Source organism: Kitasatospora terrestris (assembly GCF_039542905.1).
GTDB lineage: Bacteria > Actinomycetota > Actinomycetes > Streptomycetales > Streptomycetaceae > Kitasatospora > Kitasatospora terrestris.
Genome location: NZ_BAABIS010000001.1, coordinates 7,055,476 through 7,079,102, shown reverse-complemented (window position 1 = coordinate 7,079,102; position 23,627 = coordinate 7,055,476). Strand labels below are relative to the sequence as shown.

Here is a 23,627-nt window from a genome sequence, read left to right as displayed (position 1 = left end):
CCGTCGGGCGACGCCGGCTCAGCGCGGGTACCCGAGCCCGTCCAGCACCTCGGGCGCCAGGCCGAACGCGGTGGTCATGCCGATGCCGGAGGTGACCGAGACGACCCGGACGCCCTCGGCGGGCTCGGCGATCAGGAACGGCTCCGGCGCGGAGGCGTACACGCCGCGCCAGCGCTCGCGCACGGTGAGGCCGTCGACGCCGAGCAGCTCGGCGGTCTCGGCGAGCACGGCGGCGTCCAGCGCCTCGTCCTCGAACGGGTCGAGGGTGGTGCCGTAGGCGTGGGTGTCGCCGATGGTGAGGGTGCCGTCGGGGCGCTGGGTGTACATCAGGTTGAGGCCGATGCCGATCAGGTCGGGCCGTTCGGCGGTGAGGCGCTCGCGGACGGCGGGCAGGCTCGGGCAGGCCTCGTAGCCGCTGTAGCGCAGCAGCGAGTAGCCGGTCTGCACGGCGGGTTCGACGGTGGCGCCGCCGGGGGCGTCGACCCGCAGCATCCGCAGCGCGCAGCGCCGGACGCCGAACCGCGCGGCGAGCTCCGGGTAGTGCCGGTCGACGTCGTGGCCGGTGGCGAGGACGATCGTGCGGGCGGTGAGGGTGCCGCGGCTGGTGTGGACGGCGCCCGGCTCGATCGCGTGGGCGCTGGTGGTCCAGTGGAAGGCGGCGCCGCGCCCGGCCAGGTGGCGGGCGATGGCGTGGGCCGCGGCGCGCGGGTCGACCCGCAGGTCGTCGGGGAGGAGGGCGCCGCCGAGGACGCCGGTGCCGACCGGGATCCGCTCGGCGACCTGTCCGGCGGTGAGCGGGCGGACCTCGTCGCCGCGCAGCTCGGCGAACTCGCGCAGGACGGCGAGTTCGTCCTCGGCGCGGGCGACCATCACGGTGCCGGTACGGCGGTGCCAGAAGCCGGCCTCCTCGGCGAGGCGGGCCCAGGTGGCGCGGGCGTTGCGGGCGTAGCGCAGGGCGTCGCCGTCCTGGGCGGTGCCGCAGGCGTGGCCGAAGTTGCGGACGGAGGCGCCGGTGGCGCGGTCGCCGCGTTCCACCACGGCGACCGTGAGGCCTCGCTCCAGGGCTTCGTGGGCGTGGGCGAGGCCGACGATGCCGGCGCCGATGACGACGACGTCCGCCGAGCCGAGCGGGGAGGGCATGTGCTGGGGTCTCCGTTCCGGGTTCTCCGCGCCCAAGCCGTCCAAGTTGTATGGACAACTGGGCCTACGCGGAGAATCTATGATCACCACCCGCACCCCGCCGAGAGACGGCCCGTGAACAGCCGGTGAACACCACCGCCCCTCAGAGGGGCCGCTCCGTGCTGAGCGCGGCCAGCAGCGGGGCGAGGAACTGCCGCTCCAGGCGCCCGGGCGGCAGCTGCTCGGGCTCCACGTACGCCTGGGCGAGCGCGCCCTCGCGCAGGGCGATCAGCAGCCGGGCCACCTCATCGGGGTCCGCGGTGAGGGTGCGCCCGGCCCGGGCCAGGTACTCGGTGAGACCGCGGGCGATCTCGGCACGCAGCCGGGCGTCGTGCCGGGCGAGCACCCAGGCGGCCTGCGGGTCGCGGATCGCGTGCAGGGTGAACTCCATGGTGACCAGGTACCAGGCGCGCTCGGCGGGCTCGACCTCGGCGAGCGCCTCGGCGACCCCGTCCAGGGTCAGCGCCCCGTCCGCCACGGCGTCGATCCGCTCCCGGATCCGGGCGACGATCCGTTCGCTGTGCTGGTCGAAGAGCGCCAGGAACAGCTCTTCCTTGCTGCTGAAGTTGGAGTAGAAGGCACCCCGGGTGTACCCGGCCCGCTCGCAGATCTGCTCGATGGTGGCGGCACGGAAGCCCAGCTCGGCAAAGGTCTCCAGGGCGGCGTCGAGCAGCGCGGCGCGGGTGCGCGGGCGGCGCCTGGTCTCTCCCTTGGGCATGGGCGGGCCTTCCTCGTGCGGTGATCGACTCACGATACCGCTCCCGATCCGATCGGATGCATCGACGTATCCGATACGCGCGTGTATCTTTTGGCCCGTCCCACCCTCCGGCCAGCCCCCACCCCCCGCAGGACTCTGGAGCCCCCATGAGCACTCCCGAAGCCCTCTCCGCCGCCATCGGCCCGGTCCCCGCCGGCGTGACGATCCCGCTGCCGCCGACCTTCGAGGACGTGGCGGCCGAACGCCAGTACCGCAAGGAGCAACTGGCGGCCGGATTCCGGCTGTTCGGCCGCTTCGGGTTCTCCGAGGGGGTGGCCGGCCACATCACGGTGCGCGACCCGGAGCACCCGGACCGGTTCTGGGTGAACCCGTTCGGCATGAGTTTCCACCAGATCAGGGCCTCCGACCTGATCCTGGTCGACCACGAGGGCACCCTGGTGCACGGCAACCGCCCGGTGAACAAGGCAGCCTTCGTCATCCACTCGCAGGTGCACGCCGCCCGCCCGGACGCGATCGCCGCCGCGCACTCCCACTCGCTGCACGGCAAGGCCTTCTCCAGCCTCGGCATCCCGCTCGACCCGATCACCCAGGACGCCTGCGCCTTCTTCGAGGACCACGCCGTGTACAGCGACTACCGCGGCGTGGTCAACGAGATCGAGGAGGGCAAGCGGATCGCCCAGGCGCTCGGCCCGCACAAGGCGGTGATCCTGCAGAACCACGGCCTGCTCACGGTCGGGCAGTCGGTCGCCGAGGCGGTCTGGTGGTTCGTCACCATGGAGCGCTCCTGCCAGGCGCAGCTGCTGGCGATGGCGGCGGGCACCCCCAAGCTGATAGACCGGGAGACCGCGCTGATCACCCGTGGTCAGCTCGGCAGCTCGCTGGCCGGCTGGTTCCAGGCCCGACCGCTGTGGGACCAGATCACCGCCTCCGACCCCGACCTGTTCGACTGACCCTCTCCACTCGACGCCGAGCCCCGAGGACGTACCCGTGCCGGACCCCGCCCGCCGCCCCCGGATCGCCGTCCTCGGCGCCGGCTCGATCGGCTGCCACCTCGGCGGCCTGCTCGCCTCCGCCGCCGAGGTCACGCTGATCGGCCGCCCGGCCGCGATGGCCGCGATCGAACGGGACGGACTCACCCTGACCGGCCCGGGCGACGCCCGGCGCACCGTCCGCGACCTGCGCCTGGCCACCGACCCGGCGGCTGCCGCCGGGGCCGACCACGTGCTGGTCGCGGTGAAGTCCGCCGACACGGCCGCCGCGGGCCGGGAGCTGGCCGCGGCCACCGGCCCGGAGACGGTCGTGGTCAGCTTCCAGAACGGGCTGCACAACCCGGAGCTGCTCCGCGGCGAACTGCCCGGCCGCACGGTGCTCGCCGGGATGGTGCCCTACAACGTGGTCCGCAGCGGGGAGGCGGGCTACCACCAGGGCAGCGCGGGCCGGCTGATGGTCGAGGACGGGCCGGGTGCCGCCGACCTCGCGGCCACCGCCGCGCGGGCCGGGCTCGGCCTGGAACTGCGCTCCGACATGCCGGGCGTGCAGGCGGCCAAGCTGCTGATGAACCTCAACAACGCGGTCAACGCGCTCTCCGGGCTCCCGCTGCGCGAGCAGCTCGGGCAGCGCGCCTACCGGGCGTGCCTGGCCCGCTGCCAGCGCGAGGCGCTGGCGGCCTTCGCCGCGGAGCGGATCGTCCCGGCGCGGCTCGGGCCCGTCCCGTCGCGGTTGATGCCTGCCGTGCTGGGCCTGCCCGACGGGCTGTTCCGGCGGCTGGCAGGGGCGAGCCTGCGGATCGACGCGCAGGCCCGCTCCTCGATGTGGGAGGACCTGGAGCGGTCCCGGCCCACCGAGATCGGCAGCCTCCAGGGCGAGATCACCGCCCTCGCCGAGCGCCACCGGCTGCCGGCGCCCGCCAACGCGCGGCTGGCCGAACTGGTCCGCGCCGCCGAGTCCGGGGGCCGCCGCGACTGGGGCGGCCCCGAACTGCTGGCGGCGCTCGACGCCTGATCGGGCGCCGGGCGGGTGACGGGAGCCGGTCAGGTGAACAGGTCGGGGAACAGGTCCTCGAACGGCTGGGTGGTCACCGAGACGCCCCGGCCGAAGGGATCGTCGAAGTCCCAGATCAGGAACAGCAGGAAGGCGATCAGCGCGGCGAACGCGCCCGCCAGGAACAGCTCCCGCGCCGAGCGGCGGATCTGCAGCGTGAACACCATGCCGACGGTCACCACCGCGCCGACGATCAGTCCGAACCACACCAGGCCCGGCATGGTCGGCCCGGTGCTCTGGCCGCGCGCGTTGCGGGCCTCGTCGGCGGCGGCGATCCGGTCCAGCATCGGCTGGTACGCCTGCGCCTCCAGGTCGTTCTGCGGCGCCCGCTCGGCGACGTCGGTCCGCAGCTTGGCCAGCAGCGCGGTGCCCTCCGGCGCGATCGAGCCGTGGTCGCGCATGTACTGCCACTCGGTGTCGACCACGTACGAGACGTAGGCGTCGACGTCCTTGCGGACCTGGTCCCGGTAGTCGGCCGGGAAGACCTGGACCCGCTGGCTGACCTCGCGCAGCGTCTGGGCCTCGTGCAGGGTGTCGTCCTGCGCCGCGGCCCGGCCCTCCCACACACCGGCGATGGCGAGGCCGAGGACGATCGCGTAGATGACGCCGATCATCATCGTGATGTACTCGATGACGTCCGGCGTCTGGGACGGGTCGTCGTCCTCGGGTACCCGTCGCTGCCTGAGCACCACCACCGCGATGACCACGGCGCAGGCCGCGGACATCGCGATGGCGAGCGCCAGCCACTCGGACATGGCGTCTCCTGTTCGGTCTTCACTGAAGGGTTGGTAGAACGTTTCCCCGCGCCGTCGGGAGCGGGGACCGGGTCAGGACCGGCCGCGGCCCATGCCTCCGGCCCGGCCGCGCGGCTTGAGCGCGGCGGCCGCGAGCACCGCGGGCACCGTGACGACCGCCATCGTGGTGGTGGTCGGGAGCGTGCGGCGGCGCGGCGGCTCGGCGCGCGGGGGCGGTGGCGGGTAGCGCAGGGCGACCGGCCGCGGGCTGGGCGGCGCGGAGCTCGGCGGGGGCGGCGGCACCGCGGCGACGCTGCGCGAGGGCGGCGGTGCGGGCCGGCTCGGGGTCGGCGTCGGGGTCACCACCGGCCGGGGGACGACCGGCGGCACCGGGGTGGGCGTCGGGGTCGGCGTGGGCTTCGGCGCGGCCGTGGGTGTCGGCTTCGGCGAAGGCGTCGGCTCGGGTGTCGGCGTCGGGCAGGGGTGGGTCGGGTGCGGCGGATGGCTCGGGTGCGCCGGGTGGGTGGGGTGCGGCGGACGGTCCGGGTGGCCCGGCCCGACACCGACCCCGACGCCGCCTCCGGCCCCGACCGACACCCCGTTGCCGACGTGCACCGAGACGCCGCCCGCCACCACGGTGGTGTCCACCCCGACCTCGACGCAGACGTGGACGTGTCCGTGCCCGCGGTCGCTCGCGGGCGCGGCGGCCGCGCCGGACAGCACGCCGCAGATCGCGGCCGCACCGGCGAGCGCACCGGCTATCCGGGCGGAGGGTCTGATCCTGGGCTGCATGGGGCGGGACGGCCCTTCCTGGTGTCGGCCGGAGGGCGCACCCCACCGGATCCAAGATCCAACTGACGCACCCTCAACTGGTCCCAGCGCCGACTGGTTACGGCCGCGGGCGATTTCGACGCCATCGGACAGCGCACCCCTCACCGTCGACCCCCACGCCTGACGCCCAGTCAGCTCGACTGCGTCCGTGCGGAACAGTAGGTCGTCCGGCGCCTCCGCGGCCGCCCCGGGCGCCCGCCTGCACCCGATCAGGTGAACCTGGCCGCCCCGGCGGTTGGCGGCACCCGGAAACGGAAACAACCACCGCCCGGCGCAGGAGAGGCACGCCGGGCGGTGGGGCCCGAGGGGAGGCTCGGGAGGAGGGGGCGGATCGGGGGTCGGAGCGAGGGGTCAGAGCAGCGGGCCGGTGACCGGCAGCACCACCTGGCAGGGGATCGGCCGCGGGTGGGCCGGGTCCAGCGCGTTCAGCACGTCGGTCAGCGCGATCGGGTCGTAGGCGATCTCCAGGTGGTCGGTGGCGTCCAGCGCGCACTGCTGCTGCACCGTGATGTTGGTGACGTGCGGCCCGTCCGGCAGGAAGGCGTTGGTGTACGGGGTGACCACCTCGTCGAACCCGGTGGCGATCACGGTGTACTCGACGCCGGGGACGGTCTGCCCGCCCGCGTTGAGCGCGGTGATGAAGTCCGAGCCGATCTCCTGCTGCACGCAGGCCTGGCACGGCCCGCTCAGGAAGTCGTTGGCGGGCGCCAGGACGTGCAGCCGGCGGGCGAGTTCGGTGATGCCGTCGAGCGTGGTGCCCTGGTTGCTGGGCGCCAGGCCGACCAGCTTGCCGACCTTGGCGGCGCCGCCCAGGTTCTTCAGGTAGTACCGCGGCAGCATGCCGCCCTGCGAGTGGCCGACCAGGTCGACCTCGGCCGCACCGGTGGCGGTCAGCACCCGGTCCACGAAGCCGGCCAGCACGGCCGCGCCGTCCTCGATCGCCCCGGTGCCCTGGATCGGCGACCAGGCCGCCGGGCCGCCGTAGTCGAACGCGTAGACGCAGTACCCGGCGTTCGCCAGCAGCGGTGCGGCTCCCCGCCAGTTGTCGTTCATGTTCTCCAGCGTGCCGTGCACCAGCACCACCGGCGCGGGGTGCGCGGCGCTCGGCCGGCAGGACCAGTCGTTGGCGCCCGGCGGCGACTGCTCGGGGGCCGGGAAGCCGGCCAGGAAGCCGGTCGAGAAGTGCGTCTCGACCTGGTACCCGCCCGCCGCCGCGGCGGGCGGGGCACCCGTCGCCGCCAGACCGGCCACCGCGACGAGTGCCGCCGCCGCCATCCGCGCTCTCTTCGCTCTCATTTCCGCACCGACTTCCGCGTCGCCGGAATTCCCTGGCATCCGGACCGGCCACGAAAACTAGGAGCGCCCCACCGGTCCGTCAACAGACCCGCCACTGGTCCGGAAGAAGTGCGACCGCGGGTGCACGCAATTTCCCCGCCCACGCCCGAAACCTGTCACGACCCTGAGCACTTTGCACCGCATCCCCCCTCCAAGTGCCGCACAACGTCACGTCAGACCTATTGACCCGTCGGTAACATCAGCTCCATACTCCAACCGGCCGCCCGCCCGCCACCCACCCGAAGGAGTCGACTTGACCGGCCCCTGGGGCAACCTCCCGCGGAATTTCGCGGCGGAACTCAGACCCGAGCAGAAGACCCTCGCAGCCGAGATCATCCGCGAGATCCGGGCGGCCGTTCCGGAATTCTCCCGGCCGCTCGCGGGGAAATTCGGGACGGGAATACAGCACGGCGTGGAGACCGCGCTGGCCGAGTTCGGCGATCTGGTCGAGGGCACCGCCGCGCCCGATCCGGCACGGCTGCGGGTGTACCGCTCGCTCGGCCGCGGCGAGCTCGCCGAGGGCCGCAGCCTGGACGCGCTGCAGGCCGCGTACCGGATCGGCGCCCGGGTGGCCTGGCGCCGGTACGCCCGGGTGGCCCGGCGCTGCGGGCTGAACTCCGAACAACTGGCCACCCTGGCCGAGGCGGTGTTCGCGCACATCGACGAGATCGCCGCCGCCGGCGTGCAGGGCTACGTCGAGGCGCGGGCCGACCGGGCCGGGGCGCTCGGGCGCTCCCGCCACCGGCTGCTGGCCCTGCTGCTGGCCGGCGCCCCGGCGGAGGAGATCGAGCAGGCCGCGACCGCCGCCGACTGGCCGCTGCCCCGGCGGGTCGCCTGCGTCGCCCTGGACGCCCCCACCGCCGAACGTCCGCGCGGCGAGCGGCTGCCCGACCCGGTGCTCGCCGCCCTCGACCAGCCCGAGCCCCACCTGCTGGTCCCCGAGCCGGAGTCGTACCTGGACGACATCCGGGTGGTGCAGGCGCTGGCCGGGCGCGGCGCGGTGGTCGGCCCGGCCGTCCCGCTGCACCAGGCCGCCGACTCGCTGCGCTGGGCCCGCCTGGTCCGCGCGCGGCTGCCGCTCCCGCCGCAGCAGCCGGTCGACTGCCGCGACCGGCTGCCCGACCTCCTGCTGCTCGCCGACCCGGCGCTGGTCCGGCTGATCGCCGAGCACCGGCTGGCCCCGCTGGCCGGGCTGACCGCCAAGCAGCGCGAGCGCCTCGCCGCCACCCTCTCCGCGTGGCTGCGCACCGAGCACGGCACCGCGCCGGAGGTCGCCGCCCGGCTGGGCATCCATCCGCAGACCGCGCGCCGGCGGCTGCACCGGGTCCAGGAGCTGTTCGGGCCCGCCCTCACCTCGCCGGACGCCCGTTTCGAGCTGGAGATCGCGCTCCGCGCGGCCCTCTGACGCCCGAGCCCTTCATGTGGGAGCGCTCCCAGAAGTATTGACGGACCATCTGCTCTCTGGCTTTATATTGACGGCTTCCGCAGTCAGGGTGTGGGAGCGCTCCCGGACGACCCCCCACACGTCCAGAGAGGACCAGACCATGCGCATCCAGCTGCGCCGTCGCCTGCGCCGGCTCGGCGCGGGCACCGCGGCCTTCGCCGCGGCGCTCGCCGTGCTCGCCTCCCCCGTCGCGGCCGTCCCCGCCCAGGCCGCCGCCGCACCCGGCACCGGGTACTGGCACACCAACGGCCGGCAGATCCTGGACGAGGCCAACCAGCCCGTCCGGATCGCCGGCATCAACTGGTTCGGCTTCGAGACCGCCAACTACGTGGCCCACGGCCTGTGGAGCCGCGACTACAAGTCGATGATCGACCAGATGAAGTCGCTCGGGTACAACACCATCCGGCTGCCCTACAGCGACGACATCTTCAAGGGCACCACCCCGGTCAGCATCAACACCTCCGGCGGCATGAACGCCGACCTGGTGGGCCTCAACTCGCTCGGCGTGATGGACAGGATCGTCAACTACGCGGGCAGCACCGGCCTCAAGGTGATCCTCGACCGCCACCGCCCGGACTCGGGCGGGCAGTCCGCGCTCTGGTACACCGCCTCGGTGCCCGAGTCCACCTGGCTCGCCAACCTCAGGTCCATCGCCACCCGGTACAACGGCAACCCCGCCGTGATCGGCATCGACCTGCACAACGAGCCGCACGACCCGGCCTGCTGGGGCTGCGGCGACCAGACGACCGACTGGCGGCTGGCCGCACAGCGCGGCGGCGAGGCGGTCCTGGCCGGCAACCCGAAGCTGCTGGTCTTCGTCGAGGGCGTGCAGACCTTCAACGGCAGCTCGTACTGGTGGGGCGGCAACCTGCAGGGCGCCGGCCAGTACCCGGTCCAACTCAGCGTCGCCAACCGGGTGGTGTACTCGGCGCACGACTACGCCACCAGCGTCGCGCAGCAGAGCTGGTTCTCCGACCCGTCCTTCCCCGCCAACATGCCCGGCATCTGGGACAAGAACTGGGGCTACCTGTACAACCAGAACATCGCCCCGGTCTGGCTCGGCGAGTTCGGCACCACGCTGCAGTCCACCACCGACCAGACCTGGCTCAAGGCCCTGGTCCAGTACCTGCGGCCGACCGCCACCAGCGGCGCCGACGCCTTCCACTGGACCTTCTGGTCCTGGAACCCCAACTCCGGTGACACCGGCGGCATCCTGAACGACGACTGGACCAGCGTCAACACCGCCAAGGACGGCTACCTGGCCTCGATCAAGGCCCCCGGCTTCGGCAGCTCCACCGGAGGCGGCGGCGACACCCAGGCACCCACCGCGCCCACCGGCCTGGCCGTCACCTCCACCACCAGCAGCAGCGTCTCGCTCTCCTGGACGGCCGCCACCGACAACACCGGCGTCACCGGCTACGAGGTCTACCGCGGCACCACCAAGGTCGCCACCGTCACCGGCACCGCGTACACCGACACCGGCCTGACCGCCGCCACCGCGTACGCCTACAGCGTCCGGGCCCGGGACGCGGCCGGGAACGTCTCCGCCGCCTCCGCCGGCGTCACCGCGACCACCGCCACCTCCGGCGGCGGCACCGGCAGCGGCTGCACCGCCACCATCGGGCTCAACGACTGGGGCAGCGGCCTGACCGCGACGGTGACCGTCACCAACACCGGCACCCGGCCCACCACCGGCTGGCAGGTCAGCTGGAACTGGCCGACCTCCCTGACCGTCACCGGCTCGTGGAGCGCCACGGTCACCCGCAGCGGCCAGAGCATCACCGCGACCAACCTGTCCTACAACGGCGCGCTGGCGCCCGCCGCGAGCACCAGCTTCGGCGTCCAGGCCTCGCGCTCCGACGCCGGCGCCCCGGCGACCGCGACCGCGGTCTGCACCGCGCTCTGACCCACTCCCCCCACCCGCGGTGTGCGGCAGCCCCTCCCCCGGAGCTGCCGCACACCGCTCACTCCGTTCCGGCCCCGGCCTCCCGGCTCCGGCGCGCCCGGGCCACCAGGACCGCGACCACCGCGCCGCCGGCACCCACCAGCACCACCAGCCCGCCGAGCAGCGGCCGGCGGAACCCGCCCGACGACGCCACCGGGTCGGCCACCGTCCGCACGGCCGCGGCGGCAGGGACGGACGCCCCGGCCGACGTGGACGGCGAAGCGGACGCCGACGGCGAGGCCTCGGCGGTCGTCGAGGCGCTGGGCGACGGCGACGCGACAGCAGCCGGCGCGGCGCTGCTCGGGGACACCGCCGCACGCGACGCGGACGGCACCGCGGCGGCCGTCCGCGAGGCCGTGGCCTTCGGCGCGGCCGAGCGGGTGGTCGGCGCGGGCGCGGCGGCCCCGCCCCCGTAGCGGAAGGTGGCCGTCGGGCTGCTCCCGATGCTGTCGAGCGTGCCGTAGACGTACTGCGGGCCGTTCATCAGCGAGTAGCTGATGACGCCGTTGCCCAGCACGTGCACGGTCCCGCGGGACGCGTCGGGGCCGAACGTCACGGTGGCCCGGACGGTCATGGAGCCGTGCGGCTCGATGAACAGCACCCGCTCCCGCTCGTTGAGCGACCAGCCGCCGTTGCCCTCGACGTGGTCCGAGGCCCGCCAGGCCCCGGTCGCCGGGTCGTTCCACAGCACGGTGATGCCGGTGTCCTGCCTCCCGCCCTGCTGGGCGAAGTTCCACATGCTCAGGTAGAAACCCGTCACGTTGATCCGGTACTGGGACGTCGACCGGACGGTCATCGTCACCGTGAAGCTCCCGCCGACCGGCAGCGAGCCGGGCACGCCGGTCATCGTGGTGCTGATCGAGCCGTTGCCCGCGGCCGAGGCCGACCCCGGCAGGAGCAGGAGCAGCAGGGCGGCCGCGGCGAGCACGACGACACGGCGGGCAGGACGGTGCACGGAATCCCCCAGGTGAGCCGCGGCTCCGCCGTATGCGGAGCGAGCGGTGCCGCATGCTAGCAGTGCCCCGGCGGGTGATCCGCGCGGGCGGGGTGCGAGGATGGGGGCTTCCGCCCCCGGTGGCGGACCACGTCGACAGGCCGCGCCCATCCCGCAGCGGCCACAGGGCACGCGACGCGGTCCGGCTGCGAACCCCGGCAGACCCCCGGCGGTGCTCTCTCCTTCCCTCCACGCAAGAAGAGTGCGATGCGCCCTACCCTCATCCCCTTCCCCCTTTCCCTCCCGCTCCGCGCCCTGGCGGCGGCCGGCACCGGTTCGCTGCTGCTGGGTGCCTGCTCGGCGCCGACCAGTCCGGCCGACCGGACGGCGGCCGAGCTGCGGGCCCGCGTCCCGCAGCCGGTGCGTGCCGCCGGTGTGCTGCGGATCGCTTCCGACCTCAACTACCCGCCGGTCGACTTCAGGACCCCGGAGGCGCCCTGGGCCGGCCTGGACCCGGACCTCGCGGCGGCGATCGGCAACTACCTGGGCCTGAAGATCGAGTTCGTGAACATGCCCTTCGACCAGGTGATCCCGTCCGTCCAGCAGAAGAAGATCGACCTGGCGATGTCCGCGGTGATCGACACCCGGCGCCGCCAGGAGGGCACCGACGACAACCACCAGCAGGTCGACCCGGGGGTGGACTTCATCGACTACTTCATGACGGGGACGTCGATCCTGGTCCGCAACGGCAACCCGCTGGGCATCTCCTCCCTGGACAGCCTGTGCGGCCGGACGGTGGCCGTGCAGCGCGGCACCATCCAGGCCGAGGTGGGCCGGCGGCAGATCAACGCCTGCCTGAAGGTCGACAAGCCGATGAAGCTCCACGAGCTGGAGACCGACGCGCTGGCCCAGGCCGAGGTGTCCGCCGGCACCGCCGCCGCCGACCTGAACGACTATCCGGTCGCGGTGTACAACACCGCCCCGGAGCGCGGCGGCCGGTTCGCCATGGTCGGCGCGTACGGGCAGTCCAGCCCGTACGGCATCACGCTGAACAGGCGCGACACCGAGCTGCGGGACGTGCTGGCCCACACCCTGGACCAGCTGATCCGCAACGGCGACTACGACCGGATCCTCACCAAGTGGGGCGTCCAGCGCGGCGCGGTGACCAGCGCCGTGGTCAACGGCGGTCTGTAGCCCCGGCGGTTCGGGCGCGGTTCAGGCGCCGAGCGCCACCGGTGCGCCGACCAGTGAGCCGTACTCGGTCCACGAGCCGTCGTAGTTCTTCACGTTGCCGTAGCCCAGCAGCTCGGTGAGTGCGAACCAGGTGTGCGCGGAGCGCTCGCCGATCCTGCAGTACGCGACCACCTCACGTCCGCCGTCGATGCCCGCGCTCCCGTACAGGGCGCGCAGCTCGGCGGCGGACTTGAAGGTGCCGTCGTCGTTGGCCGCCTGCGACCAGGGGATGTTGACCGCGCCGGGGATGTGGCCCGGCACCTGGGCCTGTTCCTGCGGCAGGTGCGGCGGGGCGAGCCGCTCGCCGCGGTACTCCTCGGGCGAGCGGACGTCCACCAGGCCGAGTTCGCCGCCGGTGCGGGCGAGCACCTCGTAGCGCAGCGCGCGGATCTCGGGCCGTTCGCGGCCGTCGACGGTGTATCCGGTGTGCTGGTAGTCCATCACCTCGTGGGTGAGTCCACGGCCCTCCGACTCCCATTTCCTGCGGCCGCCGTCGAGCAGTTTCACCGCCTCGAAGCCGCGCAGTCGCAGGATCCAGTACGCGTACGCCGCGAACCAGTTGTCGTTGCCGCCGTACAGCACCACGGTGGTGTCGTCCTCGACCCCGGCGGCGGACAGCAGCCGGCCGAGCGCCTCCCGGTCGAGGTGGTCCCGGCCGACGGGGCTGTGCAGGTCGGTGGTCCAGTTCCAGCCGACCGCGCCCGGGATGTGGCCCCGGTCGTAGGCGGCGGTGTCCTCGTCGACGTCGACGATGCGAACGGTGCCGTCCGTCAGGTGGGCGGCCAACCACTCGGTGGAGACCAGCCGTTCCGGGTGCGCGTAGCCGTTGCCGCTCATCGCCCGGTCCTCCTCTCCTCCCCCGCTCCGATCAGATCGGCCGCGCCGCCGGTCACCACGGCGGTCACCGGCACTCCCGCCCGCGCGAGCAGTCCGGCGGCGACGGCGGCCCGCCGCCCCCGGCCGCACACCGTCCACACCTCACCCGTGAACTCCCCGGCCCGTTGGGCTATTTGTCCGAGCGGGACGGCCAGCGCGCCGGGCACCGGCGGCTCCGGCCGGGTGCGGACGTCCAGCACGGTCACCGCGCCGGGCCCGCGCGCGGCCAACTCCCGCACGTCGGCGGTCGCGAAGGACGCCACCGGCCGTCCGGTCGCCGCCCAGGCCCCGACCCCGCCCGCCAGGTGCCCGAGCGCCCGGTAGCCGATCCGCAGCAGCTGCCGGACGGCCTCGGCGGCCGCCTCGGCCAGCGGCTCCGGCAGCACCAGCACCAGGTCGGTGCCGAACGGGACGGTCTCCCCGACCACCGCGGCGAACGCGTCGTCCAGCTCGTGGCCCAGCGAGCCCGGCAGGTGCGCGTCGGCGTACCCGCGGCGGTCGCGGGCGTCCACCACGGTCGCACCGCGCAGCGCCAGGTGCTCCGCCTCGCCGGGCGTCAGCGGCGGCAGCACCGGCGGGTGCCCGAGCACCGGCGGCCCGGCCCGGTTGATCGGCGCCATGTGCCGGTAGTAGCCGGGCACCGGCGGCAGCCCGCGCAGCCGCCCGGCCAGGAACTCCGCCTCGTCGGCGGCCAGCAGCCCGGGGTTGCCGAGCCGCTGCGCGCCGACCGTGCTGGTCCGGGCCCCCGGCGCCGCGGCGGCCGCGCAGGAGCTGCCGGCGCCGTGGGTGGGCAGCACCCGGGTGGCGTCCGGCAGCGCGGCCAGCCGGCGCAGCGAGCGGTACTGCGCCCGGGTCAGCTCCTCGGTGCGGCCCGGGCCGAGCAGGTCGGTCCGGCCGGAGGCGCCGACCAGCAGGCTGCCGCCGGTGAACACCGCTTCGGGCCCGTCCTGCGGCCGCTCCCGGTGGTGCACCAGGTACGCGGTGTGCTCGGCCGTGTGCCCCGGCGTCTCCAGCGCGCGGACGACCGCGTCGCCGACCGCGACCTCGTCGTCCTCCACCAGCGGCAGGTGGGCGAACCCGTACCCGGCCGCCGCCGGCCCCGCCACCGTCGCCCCGGTCGCCTCCCGCACCTCCAGCGCCCCCGAGAGGTAGTCGTTGTGCACGTGCGTCTCCAGCACGTACCGCACCCGCACCCCGCGCCGCCGGCACGCCTCCAGCACCGGCCAGCAGTCCCGCTGCGGATCCACGTACGCCGCCTCGTCACCGCTCACCAGCAGGTAGCTGGAGTCGCCCAGCCCGGCGGTGACGATCGCCTCGTAGCCGATCCCGTCCACCCGCGCTCACCCGCTCCCGTTCAGTGCGCGACCACGTCCAGCGCCGCCGCCGGATTGCAGCCGTAGCCGTCCGCGTTCCACGGCGCCCGGAGCGGCTGCGCGGCGCCGCTCGCGTCCGTCGCCCGGACCTCGATCCGGTGGCCGCCGGGGCGCTCCGGCAGCCAGCGGTACGACCAGTCGCACCACGCGTACCGGCTACCGCCGCGCAGCCGCGCCGGCCGCCAGGCGCCGCCGTCGATCCGCACCTCGACCCGTTCCACCGGCCCGGCGCCCGACCACGCGTGCCCGCGCAGCTCCGTCTCCGCGCCGACCCGCAGCCGCGCACCCGGCGCCGGCTCGGTGATCAGCGAGCGGACCCGGACGGTGGTGACCGGGCCGTCCTCGGTGCCGCCGTCGGTGCCGTGCGAGTCCCGGTAGACGTACGAGCCGCCCTGGAACGGGCCGCTGAACGGCTGCTCCACCGACCGCACCGCCACCAGCCACTTCACGTCCGCGACCCCGTACAGCCCGGGTGCCACCAGCCGGACCGGCGCGCCGTGCTCGGCGGTCAGCGGGCGGCCGTTCAGTTCGAGGGCGAGCAGGGTGTCCGGGTGCAGGGCGGCGGCCACCGGCAGGCTGCGCTCGAACGGGGTCCGCCGGCCGCCGACCGTCCCGCTGTCGGCGCCGGTGAACACGTACTCGGCGGCCCCCGGGTCCAGCCCCGCCCGCTCGGCGACCGCGGCGAACGGAACGCCGGCGAACAGCGCGCACCCCACCGCCCGCTCGTCCCACGGCACGCCGGGCGCGGGCGGCCGCATCAGGCTCCGCCCGTTGCCCGCGCACTCCAGCACCGCCTCCACCTCGCGCCGGCCCGAGGCCCGCAGCTCGGCGAGGCGGAACTCCGCCGCACCGACCCGCAGCCGCCAGCCGTCCGGGTCGATCCGGGGCACCGCGAAGTGCGAGCGCACGAACAGCGCGTCCGCCGCCGTGCGGTGCGCCGCGAGCGCCGCCGCAGGCGTCTGCGCGTTGAACGGCTCCGCCGTGACCGTCTCGGGCCCGCCCATACCTCGAATCTACGCCCGGGGGGTGGCGGGGAGCGCGTCGTCGGGGGCCCCGGGCGCGTGCCGCCGCAGGTAGCCGTCGACCGCGGCGGCGGCCGCCAGCATCGCCCGCCCGCGCGCCGTCACCCGCTCCCGCCAACCCTCCAGCGCTGCCCGCAGCGGCTCCGCGCCGCCCGCCTCCCGGACCCGCCCCAGCACCCGGGCGATCTGCTCCAGCCCGTACCCGCCACGGCGCAGCTGGTGCGCCAGCAGCACGTCCCGCACGTCCGCGGGCGCGTACACCCGGTACCCGGTCCGCCGGTCCCGGGCCGGCGCCACCAGCCCGGCCCGCTCCCACGCCCGCAGCGTCGCCGCCCGCACCCCCAGCCGCCGCGCCAACGGCCCGATGGACGTCTCCGCCGCGGCGACCGGATCCGCCTCCACCAGGTGGCCGACCGCCGCCGCCACCTCGTCGAGCGTCCGCCGGTCGGCCGCCAGCTGCTCGTGGCTCCCGTCGATCAGCCGCAGCGCCTCCCCCGGCTCCCCCGCGTTCAACGCCCCCATCACCGCCGTCGCCGTCGCGTGCCCGTGCGCGGGCACCAGCGCCAGGAACGTCCGCAACGCGGCCGCGTGCCGCGGCCCGTACCGCCGGTACCCGTGCGCCGAACGCTCCGCGGGCGGCAGGATCCCCGCGTCCTCGTAGTTGCGGACCGCCTGCGTGGACAGTCCGTGCTCCCGCGCCAGATCGACCGGCCTCAATGCGGTGTTTGAAACTTTTCCCACCACTACCGCCCGAACTCGCGTCAAAGCCTCCACCGAACCTTCAACGATAGCGTTGAAGGCATGACCACCCAGCTGCAGGACGCCGCCCGGCCCTACTCCCCCGCCGCCCTCACCTCACTGCTCTCCCCCGACACCCGCGTCCTCGCGCTCGGCGAACCGACCCACGGCGTGGACGCCTTCCTCGACCTGCGCAACGAGCTCCTCGTCCACCTCGTCGAGCACGAGGGCTACCGCTCCGTCGCCGTCGAGAGCGACTGCCTCGCCGCCCTGACCGCCGACGCGTACGTCACCGAGGGCGCCGGCGACCTCGACACCGTCATGGCCACCGGGTTCAGCCACGGGTTCGGCGCCTCCGCCGCCAACCGCGCCCTGCTGAGCTGGATGCGCGACCACAACGGGACGTGCGCGCCCGAGGACCGGGTCCGCTTCCACGGCGTCGACGGCCCGCTGGAGATCACCGGCGCCGCCTCGCCGCGACCCGTGCTCACCGCCCTCCGCGACCACCTCGCCACCCACCTCGGCCCCGGCCTCGTCCCCTCCGCCGAAACCCTCGACGCCCTGCTCGGCCCCGACGGCCGCTGGACCCACCCGGACGTGATGACGGACCCCGGCGCCTCACCCGGCCGCACCGACGACGCCCGCGAACTGCGCCTGCTCGCCGACGACCTGCAGTCCCTGCTCACCGCCCACGCCCCGCAGCTCCTGGCCGCCGCCTCCACCGAGGCCCACCGCCGCGCCGAGCTGTACGCCCGCACCGCCACCGGCCTGCTCCGCTACCACGCGGCCCTCGCCGACACCTCGCCCCACCGCATCGCCACCCTGCTCGGCCTGCGCGCCACGATGATGGCCGACAACCTCGACGCGGTCCTGCGCACCGAGGAACGGCGGGGCCGCACCCTGGTGTTCGCCCACAACGCGCACCTGCAGCGCAACCTCAGCAGCCTCACCATGGGCGGCACGCTCTTCGAGTGGTGGAGCCTCGGCGCGATCCTCTCCGCCCGCCTCGGCACCGGCTACGCCTTCGCCGCCACCACCTTCGGCACCCGCAACGGCACCGACACCCCCGCCCCCACCACCCTCGAAGGCCTCCTCGCCGCCCTCCCCCACCCGCGCACCCTGGTCGACCCCCGCCGCCTCGCCACCGCCCTGCCCCAGCAGCCCGACCTGCGGACCCCCGCCGACCACACCTACTTCCCCCTCGACCCGGCCACCACCGACCTCACCGACGCCGTCGTCTTCCTCCCGGAGATCTGACGCCCCGGCCGGGGCCGCCGGGCCGGACCCGGCCCTGCCGGGCGGCCGTCAGCTCCCACGGCGACTCGACCGGGTGGTGCCGCCGCGGCCCGGTCGGCAGCAGGTCCGTGGCCGCGAGCACGGCCGGCCGGGCGGTTTCGCCGCAGCTCGCGGACCGGACGCTCCCGTGGCCGACGGCCACGGTCGCGGCGCACAACTCCTCGGCGGTGCGTCCCCGCCGCCGGCAGCAGCGCCGAACGTGCCGGCGGAACCAGAGCCTGACGCTTCATCATCCCCCGGATTCGGTCGGGACGCTCTACGTCCCGACCGGCCCGGCGGGCGGGCGTCCCCCTATGGTCCGTACCGCCAGGGCGCCGGCCTCGCAGGCGGCGGTGGCGGCGTCGGCCGGGCCGGCGCCCCTGAGCCTCGCGGCGAGGTAGGTGCCGGTGAACGCGTCGCCCGCGCCGGTGGTGTCGAGCGGTTCGACCGGACGGGCCGGTACCCGGGCGGCGATCCGGTCGCCGACGGCGACGACCGCGCCGTCCCCGCCGAGTTTGACCACCGCCTCGCCGAAGCGCCGCGCCAGCGCCAGCGCGGCGGCCTCCGGTTCCTGCTCGCCGCTGAGCAGCCGCGCCTCGTCGAGGTTCGGCAGCAGCAGCCCGGCGCCGACGACCGCCGCGAGGAACCGGTCCCGTCCCAGCCCGGCGATGAATCCGGCGGACGCCGGGTCGACGCTCACCGGCACCCCGCGCCGCGCCGCCTCCCGGGTCACCGTCGCCGCCAACTCCCGTCCGGGCCCGGTGAAGCAGAGGTAGCCGGACAGGTGGACGCGGCCCGCGCCGTCGAGCAGCGACGGGTCCCAGTCGGCGGGGCCGAGGTGCGCGGTGGCGCCGCTGTCGGTGAGGAAGCTGCGTTCGGCGGTGGCGTCGACCAGGGCGATCACCACGGCCGTGGCCGTCTCCCGGTCGACGGTCAGGAACGACCGGACGCCGCTCGCCGCGAGCTCCCGCCGGTGCCAGTCCGCGGCGTCCGCGCCGACCCGGCCGAGCAGCCGGACGGCCGCCCCGGCGCGGGCGGCCCAGGCGGCGGCGTTCGCCCCGGCGCCGCCGGGCCGGACGGCGATCCGGGCGGCGGTGTCGGTGCGCGGCGCCGGCGGGTCGCCGTGCCGGGCGACGATGTCGGTGACCACGTCCCCGACGACCAGCAGCGCACCGGCCGCGCCCCCGCCGAGCCCGCCGCCCGCCCCACCGGCGGTGCCGGCACCGGTCCCCGCTGCCTGACCGCCGGTGCCGTGGCCGGCTCCGGCCGCACCTCCATCGGCTCCGCCGCCCGGCTCGGCGTCCGGCTCGGCGCCCGTCATCCGCGCGCCCACTCCACCGCGATCCGCGCGGCGAGCCGGACGTTGCCGCGGACGGCCGCGAGGTTGGCCTCCAGTGAGGCGCCCGCGGTGTGCTCGGTGAGGTACGCGAGCAGGAACGGGGTGGCGGCCTGCCCGCCGACGCCGGCGCGTTCGGCGGCGGCGAGCCCGTCCGCGAGGACGCGGTCGTGCAGGGCGGGGTCGAGCTGTTCGGCCTCGTCGACGGGGTTGGCCACGACCAGCGCGGTGTCGAGGCCGCCGAGCGCGTCCTGGGCCCGCATCGCGGCGGCGACCTCGGCGGGGCCGTCCACCGTCCAGTCGACCGGGCGGCCGGAGCGGGTCAGGTAGAAGCCGGGGAAGTCGCCGGTTTGGTGGCCGGCCACGGCGACGCCGAGGGTCTCCAGGCGTTCCAGGGTGGCGGGTACGTCGAGGATGGACTTGACGCCGGCGCAGACCACGGTGATCCGGATCCGGGCGAGCAGCCCGAGGTCGGCGGACTCGTCCATGGTGGTCGCCCAGCCGCGGTGGACCCCGCCGAGCCCGCCGGTGGCGAACACCCGGATCCCGGCCCGGGCGGCGAGGAAGGCCGTGCCGGAGACGGTGGTGGCCCCGCTCGCGCCGGCCGCGACGGCGAGGGCCAGGTCGCGGTGGCCGAGCTTGCGCAGGCCGTCCTCGGCGGCGACCCGCTCCAACTCGGCTTTGCCGAGGCCGATCCGGGGCACCCCGTCGAGCACCGCGACGGTGGCGGGCACCGCCCCGCCGGCCCGGACCAGCGCCTCCAACTCCTCCGCGACCGCGAGGTTCCGCGGCCGGGGCAGCCCGTGCGCGATGATCGTCGACTCCAGTGCCACCACGGGTCGCCCGTCCGCCAGGGCGTCCCGTACCTCCTCCGAGATCTCCATGCGGAGATACCTGGCACGCCGGAGCCCTCCCGAAACCCCTTCGGGGGCCCGCGCGCTCGCGGGCCCCCGAAGGGTCGTGCTCAGCCGATGAGGGCCGGCCGGTGGAGGATCAGCTGCTGGTGGCGACCGCCGGGCGGGGCGCGGTGGTGCCGGGCTTGCTGAAGAAGAAGTAGGCCAGGGTCGGCACCAGGTAGAGCGCCCAGACGCCCACCTGCAGCCAGGTCGGGTCGGGCTGGAAGTTGAACACGCCCTTGAGCAGCGTCCCGTACCAGCTGTCCTGCGGGACGGTGGAGCTGATGTCGAAGGCGAGCTCGTGCAGGCCCGGCACCCAGCCGGCCTCCTGCAGGTCGTGCACGCCGTAGGCGAGCACGCCGGCCGCCACCACGACGAGCATCGCGCCGGTCCAGGTGAAGAACTTGGCGAGGTTGATCTTCAGGGCGCCGCGGTAGAACAGCCAGCCGAGCACCACCGAGGTGAGCAGGCCGAGCACCGCGCCGACCAGCGGGTTCCAGCCGTCGCCGGTGGCCTGCACGGCGGTCCAGATGAACAGCGCGGTCTCCAGGCCCTCGCGGCCGACCGCCAGGAAGGCGGTGACGACGAGCGCGACGGTGCCCATCGCGAGCGCGGCGTCCAGCTTGCCGTGCAGTTCGGACTTCAGGTGCCGGGCGGTGCGGCGCATCCAGAAGACCATCCAGGTGACCAGGCCGACGGCGATGATCGACAGGCTGCCGCCGAGCGCCTCCTGGGCCTCGAAGGAGAGCTGGGAGGAGCCGAACTGCAGCACCGCGCCGAACGCCATGGACAGCGCGACGGCGACGGCGATGCCCGCCCAGACCGGCGCGAGCCGGTCCTTGCGGCCGGTCTTCACCAGGTAGGCGATCAGGATGCAGACGACCAGGCTGGCTTCCAGGCCCTCGCGCAGGCCGATCAGGTAGTTGGCGAACACGTCGGCTCTCCTCGGAAACGGTGGTACGGACGGCGGACGGGCTCAGCCGAAGAGGGCCTGGCCCCACCACTCGCCGGGCTTGCGGATGCCGGGCGGGCAGGCGAAGTGGCCGGAGCCGACGTGCTCGATGTACTCGTTGAGCGCGTCGTTGGCGGCCAGCTTGGTCTGCAGCGGGACGAACGCCTTGCGGGTGTCGCGCTGGTAGGCGAGGAAGAACAGGCCGGCGTCGAGGCGGCCGAGGCCGTCGCTGCCGTCGGTGAAGGAGAAGCCGCGCCGCAGGATCATCAGGCCGTCGTTGCTGTCGGGGTGGGCGAGGCGCACGTGCGCGTCGTCCTTCATGGCCTTCAGGTCCGGGGTGTCGCGCTCCTTCTGCTTGCCGATCGGGGCGCCTTCGAGCTTGGTGCGCCCGATGACCTCCTCCTGCTCCTTGAGCGAGGTGCGGTCCCAGGTCTCGATGGTCATCCGGATGCGGCGGGCGACCAGGTAGGAGCCGCCGGTCATCCACTCGGGGCCGTCGCCGGCGCCGACCCAGACGTGCTTCGCCAGCGCGGCGTCGTCGGTGCCCGCGATGTTGTGGGTGCCGTCCTTGAAGCCCATCAGGTTGCGCGGGGTCTGCGCGTCGGGCGTGGTGGAGGAGGTCTTGCCGAAGCCGAGCTGCGACCAGCGGACGTTGACCACGCCCATGCCGATCCGGGCCAGGTTGCGGATCGCGTGGACGGCGATCATCGGGTCGTCGGCGCAGGCCTGGACGCAGATGTCGCCGCCGACCCGGTTCGGGTCGAGCCGGTCGCCGCGGAACTTGGGCAGGTCGACCAGGGCCTCGGGCCGCTTGGCCTTCAGGCCGAAGCGGTCGACGCCGTCCTTCTCGAACAGGGTGGGGCCGAAGCCCACGGTGAGGGTGAGCCGGGAGGCCGGCAGGCCGAGGGCCTCGCCGGTGTCGTCCGGCGGGGCCTCGGGCAGGCCGCCGGTGGCGCCGGCGCCGACCTCGCGGCCGGCGGTCATCGCGGCGGCGGCCTTGGTCCACTCCTTCAGCATCTTCACCAGGGCGTCGCGGTCCTTGGTGATGACGTCGAACGCGGCGAAGTGCAGCCGGTCCTGGACCGGGGTGGAGATGCCCGACTGGTGCTCGCCGTAGAACGGGACGTCCACGGCCTGCTTCGCGGGCACCGGGTCCTCGGCGTGCCGGGTGGCGGCGGCGACCGTGCCGACACCGGCGGCGCCGATCGCCACGCCCGCTCCCGCCCAGCCGATGACGGCGCGTCGGCTCAGCCCGGGGCGCTGCTCGGCGCCCTCGGTGCCGCTTCCGGCGTTCTCCGTGCTGTCCGCGTGCTCGGCGGTCATCGTCTGTGTTCCTTCGCGCTGGGGGGAGTGGGACTCGGCGGTGAAACTACCGGACCTACTGGACGACGACGGCGGCGGCCAGCTTGGACAGCGGCTCGCCCAGCGAGTTCACCGCGTCCTGGAAGGTCTTGCGCTCGGCCTCGGTGACCTTGTCGTACGAGGTGTAGGCGTCGCCCTGCTTGTACTTGGCGAGCAGCGCCTGGATCGCGTCGAACTCGCCGTCCAGGGTCTTGGCCAGCGCGGCGTCCTTCTCGGCGGCGACCGGCTTCAGCAGCTCGTACGCCTTGCGGGCGCCCTCGACGTTGGCGGCGAAGTCGGACAGGTCGGTGTGGGAGTAGCGGTCCTCCTCACCGGTGATCTTGTTCTTGGAGACCTCGTCCAGCAGTTCCTTGGCGCCGTTGGCCATGCCGGTGGCGGTGATCTCGGCCTGCGGGATGCGCTTCTGCCAGTCGGTCAGGTCGGCGACCAGCTGGTCGGCGAGCTTCTTGTCCGAGTCGTCGATCTTGTTGTCGGCCCAGAGCGACTTCTCGATCTTGTGCCAGCCGGTCCACTCCTGGCCGGGCTCCAGGGCGTCCTCGCGGGTGTCGGTCTTCGGGTCGACGTCGCCGAAGCTCTCGGCGACCGGCTCGGTGCGCTCCCAGCCGACCCGGGAGGCGGCGAACAGGGCCTTGGCCTTCTCCAGGTCGCCGGCCTTGACGGCGTCGGCGAACTGGGTGACCACCGGGATGGTGGCGTCGGCCTGCTCCTGGGCGTACTTGCGGTACGCGTCGACCGCGGACTCCAGGCGCGGGTCCTTCTTGGCCTCGGTGCCGCCGGTGACGGTGATCTTCTGGCGGATGCCGTCACCGGTCTGGCCGGGCTTGCAGGCGACCTCGTAGGTGCCGGCCTTGACCTCGGCGTTGATGGTGGCCTTGGTGCCGGGGCCGATGTTCTCGCGCTCGGTGACGATCTTGTCGCCCTCGCCGTAGATGTAGACCTCGGTGGTCTTCGAGCCCTTGTTGGCGATGGCGAGCTCGATGTGCCCGGCGGGGAAGGTGGTCTTCGACAGCTCGCAGGCGGTGTCGGTCGCGTTCACCTGGATCGCGTCGGCGGAGCCGCCGTCCTTCTTGGAGGAGCAACCGGCCAGCGCGGCACCGGCCACGGCGATGGAGAGCAGCGTGACTGCGGTCGAACGACGGGCGGACATGAACACTCCACGGGCGGGGGTCGGAACGGGCGGGACTCGCAAGGCCGGGCAGCGGGGATCAGGTCCGATCCCCGCTGCCCGGTAAGCTAAGGCATACCTTAGAGGCAGCCGGGAACGCCGTCGATATCGGGGCGGCCACGAAACGGATATCCGCCACCCGGCCACCGCTCCCCCGCTGTTCGGCGGGTGCCTGCGGATCCGTCAACCAGCGACGGAAATTGTCGACTTGACGCCACGTCGGCTCGCCGCGCCGTCCG

21 protein-coding genes are annotated in these 23,627 nt (G+C 74.5%); 6 read left to right on the top strand and 15 right to left on the bottom strand.

Annotated elements, in window-relative coordinates; translation table 11 throughout:
- Window positions 1-18: 18 nt before the first annotated feature.
- Window positions 19-1,140, bottom strand: coding sequence for a TIGR03364 family FAD-dependent oxidoreductase (locus ABEB06_RS32530; RefSeq protein ID WP_345700496.1), 1,122 nt, complete (start codon window positions 1,138-1,140; stop codon window positions 19-21).
- Window positions 1,141-1,282: 142 nt separating this feature from the next.
- Complete coding sequence (locus ABEB06_RS32525) at window positions 1,283-1,897, bottom strand: TetR/AcrR family transcriptional regulator (RefSeq protein ID WP_345700495.1); 615 nt, start codon at window positions 1,895-1,897, stop codon at window positions 1,283-1,285.
- Window positions 1,898-2,043: 146 nt separating this feature from the next.
- Between ABEB06_RS32525 and ABEB06_RS32520 the strand changes: the two genes are divergently transcribed.
- On the top strand, window positions 2,044-2,847 hold the full coding sequence (locus ABEB06_RS32520; protein WP_345700494.1) for a class II aldolase/adducin family protein: 804 nt from the start codon (window positions 2,044-2,046) through the stop codon (window positions 2,845-2,847).
- A 37-nt stretch (window positions 2,848-2,884) separates the two neighbouring features.
- The gene (locus ABEB06_RS32515; RefSeq protein ID WP_345700493.1) at window positions 2,885-3,898 is read left to right on the top strand and encodes a 2-dehydropantoate 2-reductase; all 1,014 of its coding nucleotides are present in this window, start codon (window positions 2,885-2,887) and stop codon (window positions 3,896-3,898) included.
- A 29-nt stretch (window positions 3,899-3,927) separates the two neighbouring features.
- Here ABEB06_RS32515 and ABEB06_RS32510 read toward each other — a convergent pair whose 3' ends face one another.
- The 3 genes from ABEB06_RS32510 to ABEB06_RS32500 form a co-directional block, all read right to left on the bottom strand.
- Window positions 3,928-4,692, bottom strand: coding sequence for a bestrophin-like domain (locus ABEB06_RS32510; protein ID WP_345700492.1), 765 nt, complete (start codon window positions 4,690-4,692; stop codon window positions 3,928-3,930).
- Between the two features lie 72 nt (window positions 4,693-4,764).
- Window positions 4,765-5,463: a hypothetical protein gene (locus ABEB06_RS32505; RefSeq protein ID WP_345700491.1), complete on the bottom strand. Its 699-nt coding sequence runs from the start codon at window positions 5,461-5,463 to the stop codon at window positions 4,765-4,767.
- Between the two features lie 390 nt (window positions 5,464-5,853).
- Complete coding sequence (locus tag ABEB06_RS32500; protein ID WP_345700490.1) at window positions 5,854-6,798, bottom strand: esterase/lipase family protein; 945 nt, start codon at window positions 6,796-6,798, stop codon at window positions 5,854-5,856.
- A 292-nt stretch (window positions 6,799-7,090) separates the two neighbouring features.
- Between ABEB06_RS32500 and ABEB06_RS32495 the strand changes: the two genes are divergently transcribed.
- Window positions 7,091-8,242, top strand: a complete 1,152-nt coding sequence (locus ABEB06_RS32495) for a helix-turn-helix domain-containing protein (RefSeq protein WP_345700489.1) — start codon at window positions 7,091-7,093, stop codon at window positions 8,240-8,242.
- Between the two features lie 139 nt (window positions 8,243-8,381).
- Window positions 8,382-10,187 (top strand): cellulase family glycosylhydrolase, encoded by a 1,806-nt coding sequence (locus tag ABEB06_RS32490; RefSeq protein WP_345700488.1) that lies wholly within the window; start codon window positions 8,382-8,384, stop codon window positions 10,185-10,187.
- A gap of 58 nt (window positions 10,188-10,245) precedes the next feature.
- On the opposite strand, the gene ABEB06_RS32485 is transcribed toward ABEB06_RS32490, so the two are convergent.
- The gene (locus ABEB06_RS32485) at window positions 10,246-11,181 is read right to left on the bottom strand and encodes a hypothetical protein (RefSeq protein WP_345700487.1); all 936 of its coding nucleotides are present in this window, start codon (window positions 11,179-11,181) and stop codon (window positions 10,246-10,248) included.
- Between the two features lie 246 nt (window positions 11,182-11,427).
- On the opposite strand from ABEB06_RS32485, the gene ABEB06_RS32480 reads away from it, so the two are divergent.
- Entirely contained in the window at window positions 11,428-12,354 is a 927-nt protein-coding gene (locus tag ABEB06_RS32480) for an ABC transporter substrate-binding protein (protein WP_345700486.1), read from the top strand.
- 21 nt (window positions 12,355-12,375) lie between these two features.
- On the opposite strand, the gene ABEB06_RS32475 is transcribed toward ABEB06_RS32480, so the two are convergent.
- Genes ABEB06_RS32475 through ABEB06_RS32460 form a run of 4 tightly spaced genes read right to left on the bottom strand, consistent with a single transcriptional unit; the run spans window position 12,376 to window position 16,381 of the window.
- On the bottom strand, window positions 12,376-13,230 hold the full coding sequence (locus ABEB06_RS32475) for a sulfurtransferase (RefSeq protein WP_345700485.1): 855 nt from the start codon (window positions 13,228-13,230) through the stop codon (window positions 12,376-12,378).
- Entirely contained in the window at window positions 13,227-14,603 is a 1,377-nt protein-coding gene (locus ABEB06_RS32470) for an MBL fold metallo-hydrolase (RefSeq protein WP_345700484.1), read from the bottom strand. Before ABEB06_RS32470 ends, ABEB06_RS32475 begins: the two co-directional genes overlap by 4 nt.
- A gap of 20 nt (window positions 14,604-14,623) precedes the next feature.
- Window positions 14,624-15,646: a sulfite oxidase gene (locus ABEB06_RS32465; RefSeq protein ID WP_345700483.1), complete on the bottom strand. Its 1,023-nt coding sequence runs from the start codon at window positions 15,644-15,646 to the stop codon at window positions 14,624-14,626.
- Window positions 15,647-15,655: 9 nt separating this feature from the next.
- Window positions 15,656-16,381, bottom strand: coding sequence for a MerR family transcriptional regulator (locus ABEB06_RS32460; protein WP_345700482.1), 726 nt, complete (start codon window positions 16,379-16,381; stop codon window positions 15,656-15,658).
- 84 nt (window positions 16,382-16,465) lie between these two features.
- Here ABEB06_RS32460 and ABEB06_RS32455 point away from each other — a divergent pair, with 84 nt between their 5' ends.
- On the top strand, window positions 16,466-17,659 hold the full coding sequence (locus ABEB06_RS32455; RefSeq protein ID WP_345700481.1) for an erythromycin esterase family protein: 1,194 nt from the start codon (window positions 16,466-16,468) through the stop codon (window positions 17,657-17,659).
- 295 nt (window positions 17,660-17,954) lie between these two features.
- Here ABEB06_RS32455 and ABEB06_RS32450 read toward each other — a convergent pair whose 3' ends face one another.
- The 5 genes from ABEB06_RS32450 to efeO all read right to left on the bottom strand — a co-directional run bounded on the left by ABEB06_RS32450 (window position 17,955) and on the right by efeO (window position 23,370).
- Window positions 17,955-18,998, bottom strand: coding sequence for a carbohydrate kinase family protein (locus ABEB06_RS32450; protein WP_345700480.1), 1,044 nt, complete (start codon window positions 18,996-18,998; stop codon window positions 17,955-17,957).
- Window positions 18,995-19,897, bottom strand: coding sequence for a pseudouridine-5'-phosphate glycosidase (locus tag ABEB06_RS32445; RefSeq protein WP_345700479.1), 903 nt, complete (start codon window positions 19,895-19,897; stop codon window positions 18,995-18,997). Before ABEB06_RS32445 ends, ABEB06_RS32450 begins: the two co-directional genes overlap by 4 nt.
- A gap of 109 nt (window positions 19,898-20,006) precedes the next feature.
- Window positions 20,007-20,843, bottom strand: a complete 837-nt coding sequence (gene efeU, locus ABEB06_RS32440; protein WP_345700478.1) for an iron uptake transporter permease EfeU — start codon at window positions 20,841-20,843, stop codon at window positions 20,007-20,009.
- Window positions 20,844-20,885: 42 nt separating this feature from the next.
- The gene (efeB, locus tag ABEB06_RS32435; protein ID WP_345700477.1) at window positions 20,886-22,184 is read right to left on the bottom strand and encodes an iron uptake transporter deferrochelatase/peroxidase subunit; all 1,299 of its coding nucleotides are present in this window, start codon (window positions 22,182-22,184) and stop codon (window positions 20,886-20,888) included.
- 55 nt (window positions 22,185-22,239) lie between these two features.
- Window positions 22,240-23,370, bottom strand: coding sequence for an iron uptake system protein EfeO (efeO, locus tag ABEB06_RS32430; protein ID WP_345700476.1), 1,131 nt, complete (start codon window positions 23,368-23,370; stop codon window positions 22,240-22,242).
- Between the last annotated feature and the right edge of the window lie 257 nt (window positions 23,371-23,627).

Coding starts and splice junctions, on each gene's coding strand:
- ABEB06_RS32530 (WP_345700496.1), bottom strand. CDS start 1,140: ATGCCCTCCCCGCTCGGCTCGGCGGACGTCGTCGTCATCGGCGCCGGC.
- ABEB06_RS32525 (WP_345700495.1), bottom strand. CDS start 1,897: ATGCCCAAGGGAGAGACCAGGCGCCGCCCGCGCACCCGCGCCGCGCTG.
- ABEB06_RS32520 (WP_345700494.1), top strand. CDS start 2,044: ATGAGCACTCCCGAAGCCCTCTCCGCCGCCATCGGCCCGGTCCCCGCC.
- ABEB06_RS32510 (WP_345700492.1), bottom strand. CDS start 4,692: ATGTCCGAGTGGCTGGCGCTCGCCATCGCGATGTCCGCGGCCTGCGCC.
- ABEB06_RS32505 (WP_345700491.1), bottom strand. CDS start 5,463: ATGCAGCCCAGGATCAGACCCTCCGCCCGGATAGCCGGTGCGCTCGCC.
- ABEB06_RS32500 (WP_345700490.1), bottom strand. CDS start 6,798: ATGAGAGCGAAGAGAGCGCGGATGGCGGCGGCGGCACTCGTCGCGGTG.
- ABEB06_RS32490 (WP_345700488.1), top strand. CDS start 8,382: ATGCGCATCCAGCTGCGCCGTCGCCTGCGCCGGCTCGGCGCGGGCACC.
- ABEB06_RS32480 (WP_345700486.1), top strand. CDS start 11,428: ATGCGCCCTACCCTCATCCCCTTCCCCCTTTCCCTCCCGCTCCGCGCC.
- ABEB06_RS32475 (WP_345700485.1), bottom strand. CDS start 13,230: ATGAGCGGCAACGGCTACGCGCACCCGGAACGGCTGGTCTCCACCGAG.
- ABEB06_RS32465 (WP_345700483.1), bottom strand. CDS start 15,646: ATGGGCGGGCCCGAGACGGTCACGGCGGAGCCGTTCAACGCGCAGACG.
- ABEB06_RS32455 (WP_345700481.1), top strand. CDS start 16,466: ATGACCACCCAGCTGCAGGACGCCGCCCGGCCCTACTCCCCCGCCGCC.
- ABEB06_RS32450 (WP_345700480.1), bottom strand. CDS start 18,998: ATGACGGGCGCCGAGCCGGACGCCGAGCCGGGCGGCGGAGCCGATGGA.
- ABEB06_RS32445 (WP_345700479.1), bottom strand. CDS start 19,897: ATGGAGATCTCGGAGGAGGTACGGGACGCCCTGGCGGACGGGCGACCC.
- efeB (WP_345700477.1), bottom strand. CDS start 22,184: ATGACCGCCGAGCACGCGGACAGCACGGAGAACGCCGGAAGCGGCACC.
- efeO (WP_345700476.1), bottom strand. CDS start 23,370: ATGTCCGCCCGTCGTTCGACCGCAGTCACGCTGCTCTCCATCGCCGTG.